The sequence below is a fragment of the Bacillus sp. SRB_8 genome (assembly GCF_003264205.1).
GTDB lineage: Bacteria > Bacillota > Bacilli > Bacillales > Bacillaceae_G > Bacillus_A > Bacillus_A mycoides.
This window is the reverse complement of record NZ_NADT01000004.1, coordinates 200,671-218,300: the sequence shown is the minus strand read 5'-3', so window position 1 is coordinate 218,300 and position 17,630 is coordinate 200,671. Positions and strand designations below refer to the sequence as shown.

Here is a 17,630-nt window from a genome sequence, read left to right as displayed (position 1 = left end):
TCCTTTTTTACTATGTCGAAAAATCACTATACGTCCAATCCTACAGCCTATTTTTTCACCATCAATTTCCCTTCATACTCGTTCATCGTCTTTATTTCAACACCTTTATAGTAATGAGCGACTATATCTGTATATTTCTTACCTTCCGCTGCCATACCATTCGCACCGTACTGGCTCATACCGACGCCGTGACCGAACCCTTTCGTTGTAACGGTGATGTTATCTCCTTCTTGTTTCCACGTAAAATCTGAGGAGCGTAAGTCTAACTTTTCACGAACTTGTTTTCCTGTTAATGTTTTTCCTTGAAACGCTACATCCTTTACTCGCTTTCCTTCCGTAAGGTCTTTAATATTACCAACCTTTCCGTCCGCTAGTACTTTCACACCGAGGCGTTTTTGAAAATCAGCTACTGTGAATTTTTGCTCACTCGTAAATTTTGGAGAGGCTTGATCCCACGGACTATCTACACTCTTTAAGTACGGATAATCATTTCCCCAATAATCAGCTGCATTTTCTGTTCGGCCGTTACTCGTTGAGAAGAAGGATGCTGAAATTGGTTTTCCATCATACGTTAAAACTTGTCCTGCTGTTTTCGAAACGGCTTCCTCAATTTTCTTTAAATTACTTTCGTAGTTATTACCCCATTGTTTCTTCAATTCCTCTTTGCTTTTGTACACTTGATCTTTCACCGTATCTGTCACGTCCGCATTGTTTTTCTTACCACCGCTTAGCATGCGCTGCACTACAAATGTTCTTGCTGCTAATGCCTGCGCCTTTAGCGCCTCTATTTCAAAGCTGGCATTCATCTCAGAAGCTACTACACCGGCCACATACTCCTCCATAGGTAATGTTTCTACCTTCTTCTGCTGATCACGATATACAGCAACTTGAACCGCTGTATCCACTTTCCCTGGAGCTGGTATACTTTCTATCGCTGGAGGAGTTTTAGAAGCTGCTTCTTCCCCTACTTTTGCTTTCGCAAACGGAATAACAAGAGCAGCAGGTACAATGATAACGAGCGCTATTAGGAGCGCTACTGTAATGAAAAGTGGCTTTGAAAATTTCATCCTATTCCCCCAATATAAAGTGAAACTTTAATCAGTGGGGGGGTTTGTTCATCCCCCACTGATTATTAGTTGAACCAATCGGGCTTTTACGGGCAGCCCGACTCCCACCTAACTTCTTTGCTTCAGCCGAATTTTGAGGTGGGAGTTTTATTGACCGCAAATAGCGGGATAAAGTTGGATTCCTTTCATTCTTATGGAAATACGGGATCTTTTAGAACATACTTGGGGGTATCGATATAAAGTGAAACTATAATCAGTGGGGGTTTTGTTCATCCCCCACTGATTATTAGCCCTCACCAATTGGGCTTTTATGGGCAGCCCGACTCCCACCTAACTTCTTTGCTCCAGCCGAATTTTGAGGTGGGAGTTTTACTGATCGTTAATGCGGGATAAAACGAAAATTTAATGCGGTGGGCGTCTTACTGACCGCAAATAACGAAATAAAACGAAAATTCTCTAAATATTTTCACTGAGACGTGCATAAGTATAGAATTTATTGACTATAACAGTAATAACCCAAAAAAAATAGCCCCTACGTCAAAAGACATAGAGACTATTTTAATTAAGCGTGAAGATCAGAAACTTCTTGTTCTTTCACTTCTTCTACTTTTTCGTTTACACGTTCAATAGTTGCACCTAATGCAGCTAATTTCTTATGGAAATCTACATAACCACGGTCAAGATGTTTTAACTCTGTTACACGAGTATAACCTTCTGATACTAAACCAGCTAAAATTAATGCTGCTGCAGCACGCAAATCAGTTGCGCCTACTTCAGCACCTTGCAAGCTACTTGGACCGTTCATAATTACAGAACGACCTTCGATTTTAATATCAGCATTCATACGACGGAATTCTTCAACGTGCATAAAGCGGTTTTCGAATACCGTTTCTGTAATCATACTTGTTCCATCAGCATGTAGTAATAATGCCATCATTTGTGATTGCATGTCTGTTGGGAAACCTGGATGAGGCATAGTTTTAATATCAACCGCTTTTAACTTATCTGGGCCGATAACACGTACACCTTCATTTTCCTCAATAATTTTAACACCCATTTCTTCCATTTTCGCTGTAATTGAGCGTAAATGTTCAGGCACAGCATTTTCAATTAAGATGTCTCCACCTGTAATTGCCGCTGCAACCATGAATGTTCCTGCTTCAATACGGTCAGGAATAATAGGGTGGTTTGCACCATATAATTTCTCAACGCCTTCAATACGAATCGTTCCAGTTCCAGCTCCGCGTACTTTCGCTCCCATTGCATTTAAGAAGTTAGCTAAGTCAACGATTTCTGGCTCTTTCGCTGCGTTTTCAAGGACTGTTGTCCCTTTTGCTAATGTAGCTGCAGACATAATGTTTTCTGTTGCGCCTACGCTTGGGAAGTCTAAATAAATTTTAGCTCCTTTTAGTTCTCCCTCTACGTGTGCCTCAACAAATCCATTACCAACTTTTACTTTCGCTCCCATTGCTTCGAAGCCTTTTAAATGTTGGTCAATTGGACGTGAACCAATTGCACATCCACCAGGAAGTGCAATACGAGCACGACCGTTACGTGCTAATAATGGTCCCATTACTTGAACAGATGCACGCATCTTACGTACATACTCAAATGGTGCTTCAATGTTTAATTCTTTAGAAGAATCGATTGTTACTTGGTTATTTTCAAATACGACTTCAGCATTTAAATGACGTAATACCTCGTTAATTGTGTATACATCAGATAATACTGGTACTTCAGATAGTACATTCTTTCCGTCACTCGCTAATAGGGCTGCAGCGATTATAGGTAATACAGCATTTTTTGCGCCCTCAACACGCACTGTGCCGCTTAACCGCTTTCCGCCACGGACGATGATCTTTTCCAAATTATTCCCCTCCGTGTCCTTTTTTCAGTATCTATTCACTCAATACTCAGAAGTTATGATCGGTGTGCCAACCACAATTGTATCTTTGTTGTTTGTAGAACGTATTGCTATTTGCACATTTATTTTCTCTCTATTTGTTGAAAGAGCGTCATTCCACTTTTTATTATATGCGGAGACTGATACAAATGCTCTTTCTTCTATCTGCTCGATCGCTCTTGCTGAAAGATCTTTCAAAACCTGATTGGTTTTATTTTGCAAAACACCTTCAATCTTATCATTCAATACACCTTGAACACAAGTGTAAATTATAGGTTTTTCGCTAAAAATTTTATTCATTCTCTGAACATACTTTGGGTCCCATTTCGCCCCGCTTACTTCAAATATAATGAAAGTGTTTTCTTTAGTATTTTCCTTACTCCAAGTTACTACTACTCGTTCTTCATATGAAGGAGATTTTTTATAGGATGTAGCTTTATATCCATCTGGAGATTGTTCTAATTCCCACTCTTGGATATTTGCCTTTTCCTTCACATCGTTTAACAAACTTTGAAACGTATGTATATTAGAAATTGTTTTCGTTTCTCGCGCTAACCATGACCACCGCTCTACTTTTGCATCATTTTTCTCTAAAGCTGCAATCATGCTCTCCATTTTCTGTTCATCGCTTATAGGTTTCATCTCTCTATATCCAACCAAAAATAAAACAACACTTACGATAACGATAAGAATGGCTTTAAGCTTCAACTTCATCCCCTCCTATCCCCATTGTTAACGGAGATATGAGGTTCTATACACTTACTTTACTAAATACGTTAAACTCTTTGAATAGCCTAAATAATCAAGGAAAAAGTTACTTACAGATGTCCCAATTGCAATTGTAATTAGGATAAGTAATACTCTCGTCTGCATCACTTTCCCAGACTTCATTAAGCGCTCAATGTGAATACCTTGTAAGGCCCACCACGTAATGGTAATAAACAATAAATGCGAAACAATGGCAATCAGTGCTTGTTGCCCTAAAAGTTGTGCCAAAAAATCGACCCCTTTTTTGCTTAGCTACTACTTATGCAAAATGTAAAAAACGATACCATAAATAAGTAGGAGCCACACTTTTTCACACACAAATAAGCATCTTACATTTTACATCGTAATTTTCTGTTAAAAAACATATACCTATAGGTGTTTTCGTTTGCTGTTACTCCAAAATAAAAAGCGTAGAGTATGGACTCTACACCTTTTATTTTTACTATTGTACCACGTTCCCTAAGAAGAAGAAATCTTTCATTAATGGAAAATATTCATAGAAGAAATTGTAACCAATCATCGGCATAATCCCTAGTATTACAATCGAAATTGCGCAAAGACTCATGACAATCTTTATATTTAACGGTAATCGAAGCTTTTCTTCTGTTTCTCCCGTGCGGAAAAACATTTGCTGTAATATCCGGAAGTAATATACGAATGAAACAACTGTTGTCCCCATCATAATAGAAGCTAATACGTAATGAGCAGGTTCAACATGAAGTGCCCCTAAAAAGATGTTAATTTTTCCGATGAAACCTGCTGTCCCCGGTATTCCAGCTAATGATAAAATAAAGACCGTCATCACTATAGCTGTAAATGGGGATCGCTTATATAACCCTGTAAAAATCGTCATATTTTCCTTATCATTTTGTAAGATTAATCCGTGGATGATTGCAAATGCTCCTATATTCATAAGCATATATGCAAGCATATAAAACCACATACTATCCATCGTAAACTGTGATAGCGCTACAAGGGGGACTAGCAAATACCCAGCATGCGCGATACCTGAATAGGCAAATAGACGTTTTACGTTGTATTGCTTTAATGCTACTACATTCCCAATAATCATCGTAATACTAGCTAGTACCGCAATGTATATACTCATACGCCCGTACAAAGATTGTGCGTCTCCTTGGATTGCCACGCCTGCAAACACCATAAGAAACAAACGCGTAATGAGTAGAAAACCAGCAATTTTAGAAATCGTTCCGAGAAAAGCAGTGACAGGTGTAGCCGCTCCCTCATACACATCTGGTGCCCACATATGAAATGGCACTGTTGCAATTTTGAATGAGAGTCCAACGAGCAAAAGTAGAAATGCGAGAGCTAACAATAATTGAATGCCACCAGCCAACCCTTGCGTAAATGCCTTTTGCATTTCCACTATGTTGGTCGACCCTGTAATACCGTATAAGTAACTCATTCCAAAGAGCGTAATTGCTGTTCCAATGCCTCCGTTAATGACATATTTCATCGCTGCCTCATTTGATGCGCGGTTTCTCTTTCGGATTCCTACTAGAATGTATGAAGAAAGCGAAAGCAACTCTAAACCGACGAATAGTGTGATGAAATCAACGCTAGAAGCCATGAACATCGCTCCAAGAAGCGCCATTAAAAACAAATAATAATATTCTCCTTTATCTTGAATAGGCTCCTTCTTGTCATCGCTTATTGCCATACATAAAACGAGAGCTGCTCCGCCTAATAACAACGTTTTAAATCCTTTTGAAAATCCATCTAGTACAAACGATCCATTTAAAATATCTCCTGCCGGTTCGCTATATAGCGTCATTAATGACACTATCGCTAACAAGGCAGCGGCAATTGCACCAATCGCAACGTACCTATGGTTCAGCTTAAAAAACAAATCACATATGGAAAGAAGGATGGCTGCCCCGAGAATAATGAATTCTGGTACCATGAGATGCCATGATAAGCTAAGTAACGTGTTCATATCCATCCTACTTCACCCCCAATGTTTTCAATGTAGTTTGAAGTGGATCCCCTAGTAGTTCTGGCATTACCCCAATTGCAATAATACAAACGATAAGCACTATAACAGGAACGTACTCCCATCCGTGTATATCAAATTTCGCTTCCCATTCTTTCTTACCAAATATCACTTGAAGTGTCGCTCTTAATACGTATACAGCGGTTAAAATAATTCCAATTACACCGACGGCGGCGATAACAGGTTTCCCTTGGAATAAACCGAGAAAGGCAAGGAATTCGCTAATAAATCCGGACATCCCTGGCATTCCAAGCGATGCCATACCGCCCGCTAGGAAGAAACCGCTAAGCACCGGAACACTTTTTGCAAGTCCACCAAGTGCTGTAATATCCGAAGTCCCGAAACGCTCTTCAATAATGCCAAGCAAGAAGAAGAGTAAGGCCGCAATTAAACCGTGAGACACAACTTGGAACAATGCCCCTTGTGTACCTGGTGCATTTAACGCCGCAAGCCCCATTAATACAATGCCCATATGCGAAATACTAGAGTAAGCAAGTACCTTTCTAAAGTCCGTTTGGATGAGTGCTAGAAAGGCCCCATACAATAAATTAATTACCCCTAAAATCGCAATTAGCGTTGCAAAATCACGAAAATATTCTGGGAATAATCCTTTCCCGAAGCGAACAATACCGTACGCGCCAATCTTCAGCAAAACCCCCGCGTGAAGCATAACTACAGCAGGATGCGCTTCTATGTGTACATTGACCATCCAGCGATGCAAAGGGAAAACAGGGAGTTTAATCGCAAAAGCAATCATTATGGCAAGAAACAAGCCGAACTGTACGCTACTTGAGACGGCCATTCCTCCCCCAGCACCTACACTCGTTAATATTTCTTTAAGCTCCGCAATATTTGTTGTACCTGTTTTCGCAAATAAAACCGAGAAAACGATAAGTAAAATAGCTGATCCAATACCGTTATATATTAAATAACTATATGCAGCCTTTTCACTCGACAATTTCCCCCACTTGCCAATTAATAAAAACATTGGTGGCAACGTAATCTCAAAGAACATGAAGAACAACATTAAATTTTGAGCAGCGAAGACACCGAGCATACCTATTTCTAACATGAGTAACAGCATGTAGAATGCTTTCAAATTTCTTTTAATAGAAAATGCCGCAATAGCTGCAAGCATCGCTAGAAGGGCTGTGAGCACCATCATTATAAGCGATAAACCATCAATGCCGAGCTCGTAATAAATTGAAAACCACCTTTTGTCCACTGCTGTGAAATCCCCAAATTTAATCCATTTCACTTTTTCATCAAATATCGATAAGCTCTTTCCTGAAGCGTATGTACAAGCAAGGACGATAGTAATTCCAAATGGAAGCGCCGTTCCGAATAAACCAAGCGCCTGCACTGTACGCGATTCTCGTTTCGGCGTTAATAAAAGCAAGAGAATTCCTAAAAGCGGGGAAAAAATGAAGAACGTTAATAGCAATCCATTCACCGTAAATCCCCTCCCGTATATAACAAAATAATTAGGAGCACTGCGAGCGAAACTGCTGTTACAGTTCCATACACTTGTACATTCCCGTTTTGAAGCCGCGATCCTAGTCCACTCATACCTTTAACGAGTCCAGCAATTAAAACTGCGATTCCTTCTACAACGTATACTTCAAATAAGCGAAGCACATGAGCGATTCCTTTCGTAATAGGAAGAACCGTCGCATTGTATAGTTCATCCACATAATATTTTTCTTTCAAAAGGTTATAAAAAGACGTCGCTTCTCCGCCGGCCCAATCTCTAGAGATAGATTTCTTGCCATATATGAAATATGCGAGGGCAATTCCCGCAAATGAAACGAGCGTCGCAACAACCATAATCCAAACAGGTCCATGCACTTCCTTCACCTGGAATCCTATATCTTTCGTAAGCCAATCCCCAAGAAACGTTCCGAACCACGGTGTATTTATATAACCTGCCACTACCGCAAGAACACCAAGGACAATCATCGGATACGTCATGGTGCGAGGTGATTCATGCACCTCTTCCTTCGTCTTCGTTTCCCCCGTAAAGACAAGAAAATATAGACGGAACATATAAAATGCTGTTAGAAATGCCGCAATTACTGCTAAAACGAATAGAAAGTAATTGCCATTCATCCAAGCCGCCGCTAAAATTTCATCTTTACTAAAAAATCCGGAAAGCAGAGGAACACCACTAATTGCAAGTGTGCCTATTAAAAATAGTGCACCGGTTAATTTCATCTTTTTCTGTAAACCGCCCATTTTATTAATGTTTTGCGTATGGACTGCATGAATTACACTTCCTGCTGCCAGGAACAATAATGCTTTAAAAAAGGCGTGTGTCGTTAAGTGAAAGATACCAGCTACATAACCAGCCGAGCCTAGCGCAAGCATCATATACCCGAGCTGACTAACTGTAGAGTAAGCAAGAACCCTCTTAATATCAGTTTGCACTAGACCGATAGAGGCCGCAAAGATTGCGGTGAAAGCCCCAACGATTGCCACAGTTTGCATCGCTACCGCACTTGCTGAAAATAGCGGGAACATCGTCGCTACTAAATATACGCCGGCTGCAACCATCGTTGCCGCATGAATAAGCGCCGAAACAGGCGTCGGTCCTTCCATTGCATCTGGCAACCATGTATGAAGCGGGAACTGACCCGATTTCCCCATCGCACCGATAAAAATTAATATCGCCGTTATTGTAATCATAGAAGGAGAGAGGTCACCCGTATGAATCGCTTTAAAAATCGCGTCATATTCAAAACTACCTGCGTGCCAAAAAATTAATATCATCCCAATAAATAGCCCAACATCCCCAATGCGTGTCATAATAAAAGCCTTTTTCGCAGCAGCCTTCGCTTCTTCTTTAAAGAAATAAAAACCGATAAGTAAAAACGAACCAAGGCCGACTAACTCCCAAAATATATAAAGCTGTAATAAATTCGTCGATATAACTAGCCCAAGCATCGCAAAGGTAAAGAGCCCTAAATATGCATAAAAGGTTGGTAATCTGGTGTCACCTTTCATATAACCTTTTGAGTACACATGTACAAGAAAACTCACAAGCGTAACGATAAACAACATTAAAGCCCCTAATGCGGTAACTTCAAAACCAAATGATATATCTATATCTCCTACCCTAAGCCATACCCACTTATGCTTCACTGCCTCGGATGAAAACCGTTCTATTAGTACCACTACCGCGGATATAAAGGAGAGAAAGGTAAAGAAAATACCTAGTACACTACTTCCCTCTCTAATTTTCTTCCCGAACACAATAAGTAACAAAAACGAAACAAGCGGGAAAAGCGGTATGAGCCATGCATAATCGATCATTGTTTCCTTCCCCCTTTTCGGTCACAATGCTATCCTTTGAGCGTATCCATCTCATCTACATGAACTGTCGGGCGATTACGGTACAAAGCAATCAAAATTGCAAGACCTACCGCTGCCTCCGCTGCCGCTACAGACATCGTAAACAGCGAAAAAATTTGTCCTGTTAAATTCGGAAACAAGCCTAATTTACTAAACGCTACTAGATTTAAATTGGCGGCGTTTAACATCAATTCGATACAAACTAGTACAATTACTGTATTTCGCTTTGTTAAAGCTCCAAATAAGCCGATGCAAAACAAAATAATCGCAAGTGTTAAATACGCAGAAGCCGGAACGCTACTCATGGGAATCCTCCTCTCCCTCATCCTTCTTCGCAAGGATAATCGCTCCTACAAGTGCTACAAGTAAAATAACTGAGGTTAATTCGAATGGAATAATATATTTTGAATAGAGAAGTGTACCGATTTGAAGTGTGTTATTTTCATGGAGAGGTAAACTTCCTTGTGTGCTTTGATTTGAAAAATCGATACTATTAACAGCGAAATACATAACTGCTCCAAATGCTACAACCGCAAAGAAGATAATCCATTTTCGAAGAGTAAGGCGCGATTCATTTTCCGCGTTATGTTTCGTTAACATAATGCCAAAAATCATAATAATAGTGATTGCACCAGAGTAAAGTAAAATTTGTGCCACTCCGATAAATTCGGCTGATAAGAGAAAGTACAAACCCGCAATGCTAAGGAACGTAAGCACAAGGGCCAGCATCATATGCATTACTTTCGTTAAATTCAGCATAAGAACGCCGCCGATAATCGCAGACAAGGATAATATAAAGAAAGCTACAAACTCGCCGTTCATGCTTTATTCTCCTTCCTGATGTTCTCGTCGTTCTCGTCAAGCCACTGCAAATTTTTAAATAAATCATCACGTGAATACTCTGCAAGTTCAAAGTTATTTGTCATTACGATCGCCTCTGTCGGGCAAACTTCTGTACATAAATCGCAAAGAATACAAATTTCAAAATTAATATCATACGTGTCGATAATTTTCCCTTTTTTCGTAGGATCAGGATGTTTTTTTCCTGTTAATTGAATGCAATCTGTCGGACAAATATTGGAACACTGATTACAAACAATACATTTCTCTGGATAAAACTTTTGAATACCTCGAAATCGGTCTGGTAATGGCAACGGTTGATTTGGATAATCATACGTTACCTTTTTCTTACTCAAATTACTAAGCGTATATTTTAACCCTTTAAATAGTCCTTTCATCTCTTACTGGCACCCCCTTTATAGATTAGAAGAATAGCTCCTTAATCAATGCCGTTAAGAAAATATTTGCAAGTGCGATTGGTAATAATACTTTCCAACCAAACTCCATTAACTGGTCACCTCTTATGCGCGGGAACGTAACGCGGAACCAAATCAATAGAAAGACCACACTGCTGAATTTCAAAGCAAACCATACGGCTCCTGGAATAAACCCAAGGAACATAACTGGATTCCAGCCTCCTAAAAAGAGTACTGTAATTAAAGATGACATCCCGAAGAAATACACATACTCTGAAAGCATGAAAAACGCCCAGCGAAAACCTGAGTATTCCGTATGGTATCCTGAAACAAGTTCTGACTCCGCTTCGGGTAAATCAAACGGTGTCCTATTTAACTCTGCAACTGCCGCGATTAAGAAAATGACGAAACCGATTGGCTGTGCGAAAATGTACCATACCTTTTCCTGCGCCGCTACAATTTCATTCAAGTTAAGACTACCAGCTAACAAAACGACGCCAATTACACTCATCACAAGTGGAATCTCATAAGAAATCATTTGCGCTGCTGCGCGCATCCCTCCTAAAAGGGAATATTTATTATTTGATGCCCATCCCCCAGTTACAACTCCAATCGTCGTAATCCCAGAGACAGCAATGTAATACAGTAACCCTACGCCAATATCCGCAAACTGAAATTTATCAGTAAACGGGATAACCGCAAGCACCATAAATGCTGGTGCGAATGCAATAACAGGAGCTAATATAAACAACGGTTTATCTGCAGCTTTCGGAATACTATCTTCTTTTAATAATAATTTCAAAACATCAGCTACCGTTTGGAGTAAACCGAACCGGCCCCCAACTTGGTTTGGTCCAATCCGTCCTTGCATAAATCCCATCACTTTCCGTTCTGCCAAAATACCGTATGTAACGAAGCCAAGGACTGCAAATAATAGAAGCACCGCTAATCCGAAAAAAATGAAGAAATTCGTCCAGCTTGAAGGTGATTGTAAGAGCGTCTCAATCATTAGCCGTCAACCTCCCCAAGTACAATATCAACCCCACCTAAAATCGTAATTAAATTGGCGATGTTTTCACCTTTCAATAACTTCGGTAAGATTTGCAAATTATAAAAAGACGGTCTGCGAAATTTCAAGCGGTACGGCTCTTTCTTTCCATCACTAGCAATATAACAGCCAATCTCTCCCCGCGGTGACTCTATACGGACGAACGCTTCTCCCTTAGGTGCTTTAATAATTTTCGGCACTTTCGCTATAACAGCTCCATCTTTTGGGAACTGCTCGGCTGCTTGCTCAATAATTTTTAATGACTCCTCAATTTCCTTCATCCGGCAAACGTATCGGTCCCAAGCATCTCCCGTGCTCCCAACAGGGATATCAAAATCAAAACGATCATAAATAGAATACGGCTCATCTTTACGAAGATCCCAGTGGACTCCCGTGCACCGTAAATTTGCGCCGCTTAAAGAATACGAGATCGCCTCTTCCGCGCTATATACGCCAACGCCTTTCACACGATTTAAGAAAATTTCATTTCCGCTAACAAGGTCGTGATACCCTTCCAACTGCTCTCTCATATACGGAACAAACTCTTTCACCTTTTCAATCCAGCCGTCTGGCGCATCCCACTTCACGCCGCCGACTCTCATATAGTTGAAAGTAAGCCTTGCACCGCACAATTCACTTAATAAATTTATAATCATCTCTCGTTCACGAAAGGCATATAAAAATGGACTAACCGCTCCTATATCAAGCAGGTTCGTTCCCCACCAGACGAGATGGCTCGCAACTCTCCCAAGCTCCATCGCAAGCACCCGTAAATATTCAGCACGCTCTGGAATCTCAAGATCCATCATCGTCTCTACAGCGTGGCAAAGGACGTAATTATTCGTCATTGCTGATAAATAGTCCATTCGATCTGTATACGGAATAATTTGTGTATATTGCAAGCTCTCAGCGATCTTTTCTGTTCCGCGATGTAAATATCCGATAACCGGTGTAGCCTCTTTAATAATTTCCCCGTCAATCTTAATTACAAGCCGAAACACACCATGTGTACTCGGATGCTGCGGCCCTACATTTAAGAGCATCTCTTCCGTACGGATCACAAGCTACACCTCCACATCATACGGTTCATAATCCTTTCTAAGCGGATACCCCACCCAATCATCAGGCATTAAAATGCGAGATAAATTAGGATGACCTTTAAACACAATACCGAGCAAATCATACACTTCGCGCTCCGGCCAATCTGCCCCTTTCCAAAGCGGCGTCACCGATTCTACTTGCGGCGCTTCCCTATCCAGCTTTACCTTCACTGCTACTGACTGTTTCTTTCCATATGAAAATAAATGAACGTATACTTCCATATGTGTCACAAAATCCGTCGCATGTAGCTCTGACATATAATCAAAAGCAAGTCCCTCATGGAATCTTAGCAATTCCATCACTTCATAATATTTCGAAGGCTCCGCCACAAGCGTTGGAACATCTTTTGAAAGCTTATTAATATAGGAATCTACTAATGCATATTCTCCTACCCTCTCCTTAACAACCTCCACATAGCGATTTAAATATGGTTGGTTAACTGATGGTTCTTCCTGCTGCAGTTCGTCTTCTATCTTATTTACAGATCCCTTTGCCCTTGCCGCAGCAGCGGCTTTCGCTTTCGCGGCTGCAATTGCCTTTGCTTTCTCATCTCCAGAATCCCCCTCACCTTGTGAGGCTTTCTGCTTCGCTAACGCTGCTGCTTTTGCTTTTGCAGCTGCTTTCGCCTTTGCTTTAACTTTTTCTTCGTCCGTTACTTCTTCTGATCCTTCTCGCTTCTGCTTCGCTAATACCGCTGCTTTTGCGGCTGCTGCGGCTTTCGCCTTCGCTTTGGCTTTTTCTTCGTCCGTTACTTCTTCTGATCCTTCTCGCTTTTGCTTCGCTAATACCGCTGCTTTTGCGGCTGCTGCGGCTTTCGCCTTTGCTTTAACTTTTTCCTCGTCCGTTACTTCTTCTGATCCTTCTCGCTTTTGCTTCGCTAATGCCGCCGCTTTTGCTTTTGCAGCTGCTGCGGCCTTTGCCTTCGCTTTAACTTTTTCCTCGTCCGTTACTTCTTCTGATCCTTCTCGCTTTTGCTTCGCTAATGCCGCCGCTTTTGCTTTTGCAGCTGCTGCGGCCTTTGCCTTCGCTTCTTCTACATTAATCCCCTTATCTTTTGGTAGCGCTTTCTCTTTTTCTCGATGTTCTCCTTCAAGTTTAGACATTTCCGCCCCATGTTTCGCAGCAAGACGTTTTCGCGCTTCCTCTTTCGCATGACGGGCTGCTTCTCTTTTCATACTTTCTAAGTCTTTATTTGGATCACTCATTTATTCGTCACCTGCTTCCCGGTCCTCGCCTCGTAACGAATTTTTTCTTTTAATTTATTAATTCCATAAATTAAAGCAGCAGGATTTGGAGGGCATCCAGGAATATACACATCAACTGGTACAATTTGATCTACACCTTTCACAACAGCATACGAATTCACATACGGACCACCGGCCGTTGCACAAGATCCCATCGCAATTACCCACTTCGGTTCAGGCATTTGATCATATAGGCGCCGAACAATAGGTGCCATTTTCTTCGTTACCGTTCCTGACACAATCATGACGTCCGATTGTCTTGGTGAAGTCCGAAAAAATGACCCAAATCGATCTAAATCGTAGTGTGATGAGCCTACTCCCATCATTTCAATCGCACAGCATGCCAGTCCAAATGTCATCGGCCATAAAGAGTTGCTCCGCGCCCATCCCTTCAACTGTTCCAATGTAGAAAAAAAGATATTTCTTTCTAATTCCGCTCGCTCCTGTGGGTGTAATTCCTCAAAATTTATAACCATTGTAACACCTTCTTTTTCCAAGCATACGCTAATCCAACTAGCAACATCACAACAAAAATGAGCATTTCAATCAGTGCAAATAAACCAAGCTTGTCATATGCAACAGCCCATGGGTATAAAAATAAAGTTTCTACATCAAAGATGACGAACAATAAAGCGAAAATGTAATAACGAGCATGAAACCGAATATTTGCATCATGAAAAGGCTCAATTCCACTCTCATACGTCGTCGCTTTCGCTGCACTCGGTTTGTTTGGACGCAGCATTTTCCCTAATGTAAGAGCCACTACCGGCAGCAATATACCTAATAGCAAGAAAATCAAAACGATCATATAACTATTTTCATATACACTTGCCATTGTGAAACCCTCCCCCCTGAATTAAGAACAAGTTCACATAGTAAACAATATGTCTTACTTGCATTATTTATTATTTTTAATTTTTTCTAAATAATGCAACTATTTAATTCATTATAGCAAACTTCAAATTCCTATGTCGATATATTGGGAACAGAAACAACAATTAATACTTGCTGAGCAAATCTATTTTTACAACTCATTATAAATGTGTAAAATAAATATAGAAATTCTATATGTTTTCAAGCAATCATAAAAAACATAAACTACAAAAAGGTGGTTCTTATGTATATACAGTGGATGATATAAATGAAAAAACAAACACATGTAAGTATTCTTATAAGCATTTCATTGTTGTATATAACTATTCATTACGTATCAATGCCCTTTTTATATGAATACGCACTTCCATTTCAAATTTTGACTGGAATAAGTACCATATTAATTGATATTACAATTTGCAGTTATATATTTTACTTTTCAAATGTAAAACAAGGATTAGCACGTTTATTTTGGATAATATTAACTATTGGAACCTTCTCTTATTTCATCGGTGACATAATAGTTGCTTATCAACGCTTAATTTTGCATGACTACTATACATTCGTTGATCCATCAGACTTTTTTTACTTATTATTTTTAGTTAGCTTTGCATTTGCCTTTCTATATGAAATTATTTATGGCCGAAACTTATTGGAACAGCTTTTTACGATATGTGATATTTGTATTATTGTTACGGCTCAATTTACTTTAAGCTACTATTTGCTTATTGAAAGAACCATTCATATTTTTACAACATCATATATCGACATGTTTGTTCAACTCACGTATCCAATGGCTGATTTACTCTTTCTTTTAATAGGAATCAACCTTTTATTCAGACCATTATTCTTACTACCAAAACAAGTTGGCGCTCTTCTTGGCAGTGCTTTAATTTTGTATGCTACTACGGATGCTATTTATGCTTATATAAAATATTTCCAGCCCGAGCACTCTATGTTCACAGTTGCTCCATTATATCAAGTAACCTTAGTATTAGTAGCAATCGCTTGTATACTTCACACAAAAGAGCCTGAAAAACAAGAACAAGTATTACTAACACCTCGATTGGGTGAATCAATCCGATTATCATTACCGTATATTTCTGTAGTGATGCTTATTGTTTTTATATTGGTCGAAAATGTTTTTGCACCTATCGTAATAATTGGGCTTATGGTAACCTTCGCCTTCGTTCTCATACGCCATATGTTAGTTCGAAGACAAAATAAAATATTATTGCTAGCACAAATGCAATTCAGCTTAGAACTCGAGAAACAAATCGAACTACGTACAGAAGATTTAGTAGAACAAAAAAATGAGTTATATCATAACCAACAAATGTTTAAATCTTTATACGAGCATCATCCAGATCCAATTTTCACATTAGATTTGTACGGTAATTTTCTCAATGTGAACAACGCTGGAACTACTTTACTCGGTTATCAAACGAATGAATTATTAAACCAACCATACTATTCACTTATGTATGAAGAAGATTTAGAAGAAATCATTACTGCCTTTCATCACGTGAAAAAAGGGAAATCTATTTCTTTAGAAATACGGGCATATCATAAAAATAGAGATATTTACTACTTGCATGTTACAGCCGTTCCCATCTTTTTAAAGGAACATATTTCTGGGGCCTATTTAATGATTAAAGATATTACAGAAAGCAAGCAGCAACAAGAGCAAATTAATTTCCTAGCATATCATGATACTTTAACGGAACTTGCAAATCGCCGTTCATTTCATCAACAGTTAGAAAAGGCAATTGCACGAGCAAAACTATCGAAAAAACCTTTTGCTGTTATGTTTCTAGACCTAGATCGCTTTAAAGTTATTAACGATACACTCGGTCATCGGGTAGGGGATCTTCTATTAATTGCAGTAGCAAAAAGACTAGAACGAATATCGACGTCAAATATGAAACTTGCTCGGTTAGCTGGGGATGAATTCACAATTCTTATAGAAGGTTATAAAGAAGATAGAGATGTACAAAAAATAGCTGATATGATTGTACTATCTATGAATGAGCCATTCGAAATTGAAAATCAACATTTACAAATCTCGCCAAGTATCGGGATTGCAATATACCCAGAAGCAGGCGAAGATCCGTTATCTATTTTACAACATGCTGATATGGCCATGTACGAAACCAAAAATAAAGGAAAGAATGGTAGCTCACTTTATACGAAAGAGTTATATAAAAAAATGGAGCGAAAAGCTCGAATTGAAAAAGATTTACCACTTGCTTTAGTAAATAAAGAATTCTTTCTCGTCTATCAACCACAAGTTGACATTTCAACGAATAAAATCATCGGTGCTGAAGCATTAATACGTTGGAAACACCCGCTCCTAGGTGACATTTCACCATGTGAGTTCATTCCAATTGTGGAAGAGACTCCGCAGGTCATCCCACTTGGACATTGGGTGCTACGAGAATCTTGTCTTCAACTAAAAATATGGCAAAGTTTTGGATACACAAACTTAAAAATGAGTGTCAATTTATCAGCGAAAGAATTTCAACAAAATCAATTAATCGAAAATATTTCACGAATACTAAAGGACGTTAAGATTGACCCGAAAGATGTAACACTTGAACTAACAGAACGAATTGCGATGATTGATGAAAAAGAAACATTATCGAGACTAAAGCAATTAAAAGAATATGGTATTCAAACGTCCATTGATGACTTCGGTACCGGCTACTCTTCTCTTGCTTATTTATCAATTTTCCCTATCGATACATTAAAAGTACCAAAAGAATTTACACAACTAGCCGATCATCGGCCTGAAGAAAGAGCCATCGTTTCCACTATCTTTTCCCTTGCAAACACTTTAAATCTCTCTGTCGTTGCTGAAGGAATTGAAACAGAAAAACAGCTTAAGTTTCTGCAAAAAAACAACTGTAAATACATGCAAGGTTACTATTTCAGTAAACCTCTAACAAGTAAACAGTTTATAAAATTCCTACAAAAAACACCCAGTATGAACCAATAGTTCACAC

Annotated in this window: 16 protein-coding genes; 1 reads left to right on the top strand and 15 read right to left on the bottom strand. The window is 39.4% G+C overall.

Features of this window, described 5'->3' with window-relative positions:
* Positions 1-47: 47 nt before the first annotated feature.
* The 15 genes from spoIID to nuoA all read right to left on the bottom strand — a co-directional run bounded on the left by spoIID (position 48) and on the right by nuoA (position 14,587).
* Positions 48-1,067, bottom strand: coding sequence for a stage II sporulation protein D (spoIID, locus tag B5P40_RS03255; RefSeq protein WP_113708830.1), 1,020 nt, complete (start codon positions 1,065-1,067; stop codon positions 48-50).
* Between the two features lie 562 nt (positions 1,068-1,629).
* A complete protein-coding gene (murA, locus tag B5P40_RS03250) occupies positions 1,630-2,934 on the bottom strand; it encodes a UDP-N-acetylglucosamine 1-carboxyvinyltransferase (protein ID WP_002068497.1) in 1,305 nt (434 codons plus the stop codon).
* Positions 2,935-2,973: 39 nt separating this feature from the next.
* Entirely contained in the window at positions 2,974-3,678 is a 705-nt protein-coding gene (locus B5P40_RS03245) for a YwmB family TATA-box binding protein (RefSeq protein ID WP_429683583.1), read from the bottom strand.
* A 51-nt stretch (positions 3,679-3,729) separates the two neighbouring features.
* Positions 3,730-3,966, bottom strand: coding sequence for a DUF1146 family protein (locus B5P40_RS03240; protein ID WP_002174331.1), 237 nt, complete (start codon positions 3,964-3,966; stop codon positions 3,730-3,732).
* A 214-nt stretch (positions 3,967-4,180) separates the two neighbouring features.
* Positions 4,181-5,695, bottom strand: coding sequence for an NADH-quinone oxidoreductase subunit NuoN (gene nuoN / locus B5P40_RS03235; RefSeq protein WP_113708903.1), 1,515 nt, complete (start codon positions 5,693-5,695; stop codon positions 4,181-4,183).
* Between the two features lie 7 nt (positions 5,696-5,702).
* Positions 5,703-7,205, bottom strand: a complete 1,503-nt coding sequence (locus B5P40_RS03230) for an NADH-quinone oxidoreductase subunit M (RefSeq protein ID WP_113708828.1) — start codon at positions 7,203-7,205, stop codon at positions 5,703-5,705.
* The gene (nuoL, locus tag B5P40_RS03225) at positions 7,202-9,064 is read right to left on the bottom strand and encodes an NADH-quinone oxidoreductase subunit L (protein ID WP_105589842.1); all 1,863 of its coding nucleotides are present in this window, start codon (positions 9,062-9,064) and stop codon (positions 7,202-7,204) included. The genes B5P40_RS03230 and nuoL overlap by 4 nt, the downstream gene beginning before the upstream one ends.
* A gap of 29 nt (positions 9,065-9,093) precedes the next feature.
* The gene (nuoK, locus tag B5P40_RS03220) at positions 9,094-9,408 is read right to left on the bottom strand and encodes an NADH-quinone oxidoreductase subunit NuoK (RefSeq protein WP_000100081.1); all 315 of its coding nucleotides are present in this window, start codon (positions 9,406-9,408) and stop codon (positions 9,094-9,096) included.
* A complete protein-coding gene (locus B5P40_RS03215; protein ID WP_001012819.1) occupies positions 9,401-9,925 on the bottom strand; it encodes an NADH-quinone oxidoreductase subunit J in 525 nt (174 codons plus the stop codon). The genes nuoK and B5P40_RS03215 overlap by 8 nt, the downstream gene beginning before the upstream one ends.
* On the bottom strand, positions 9,922-10,341 hold the full coding sequence (nuoI, locus tag B5P40_RS03210) for an NADH-quinone oxidoreductase subunit NuoI (RefSeq protein WP_002016193.1): 420 nt from the start codon (positions 10,339-10,341) through the stop codon (positions 9,922-9,924). Before nuoI ends, B5P40_RS03215 begins: the two co-directional genes overlap by 4 nt.
* Before the next feature lie 25 nt (positions 10,342-10,366).
* Entirely contained in the window at positions 10,367-11,368 is a 1,002-nt protein-coding gene (gene nuoH / locus B5P40_RS03205) for an NADH-quinone oxidoreductase subunit NuoH (protein WP_002068471.1), read from the bottom strand.
* Positions 11,368-12,468: an NADH-quinone oxidoreductase subunit NuoD gene (nuoD, locus tag B5P40_RS03200; RefSeq protein ID WP_113708827.1), complete on the bottom strand. Its 1,101-nt coding sequence runs from the start codon at positions 12,466-12,468 to the stop codon at positions 11,368-11,370. Before nuoD ends, nuoH begins: the two co-directional genes overlap by 1 nt.
* Before the next feature lie 3 nt (positions 12,469-12,471).
* A complete protein-coding gene (locus tag B5P40_RS03195; RefSeq protein ID WP_113708826.1) occupies positions 12,472-13,713 on the bottom strand; it encodes an NADH-quinone oxidoreductase subunit C in 1,242 nt (413 codons plus the stop codon).
* Positions 13,710-14,228, bottom strand: a complete 519-nt coding sequence (nuoB, locus tag B5P40_RS03190; RefSeq protein WP_002089729.1) for an NADH-quinone oxidoreductase subunit NuoB — start codon at positions 14,226-14,228, stop codon at positions 13,710-13,712. The genes B5P40_RS03195 and nuoB overlap by 4 nt, the downstream gene beginning before the upstream one ends.
* Positions 14,219-14,587 (bottom strand): NADH-quinone oxidoreductase subunit NuoA, encoded by a 369-nt coding sequence (gene nuoA, locus B5P40_RS03185; RefSeq protein ID WP_000179270.1) that lies wholly within the window; start codon positions 14,585-14,587, stop codon positions 14,219-14,221. The genes nuoB and nuoA overlap by 10 nt, the downstream gene beginning before the upstream one ends.
* Positions 14,588-14,893: 306 nt before the next feature.
* Between nuoA and B5P40_RS03180 the strand changes: the two genes are divergently transcribed.
* Positions 14,894-17,623, top strand: coding sequence for a putative bifunctional diguanylate cyclase/phosphodiesterase (locus B5P40_RS03180; protein WP_113708825.1), 2,730 nt, complete (start codon positions 14,894-14,896; stop codon positions 17,621-17,623).
* Positions 17,624-17,630: the final 7 nt, after the last annotated feature.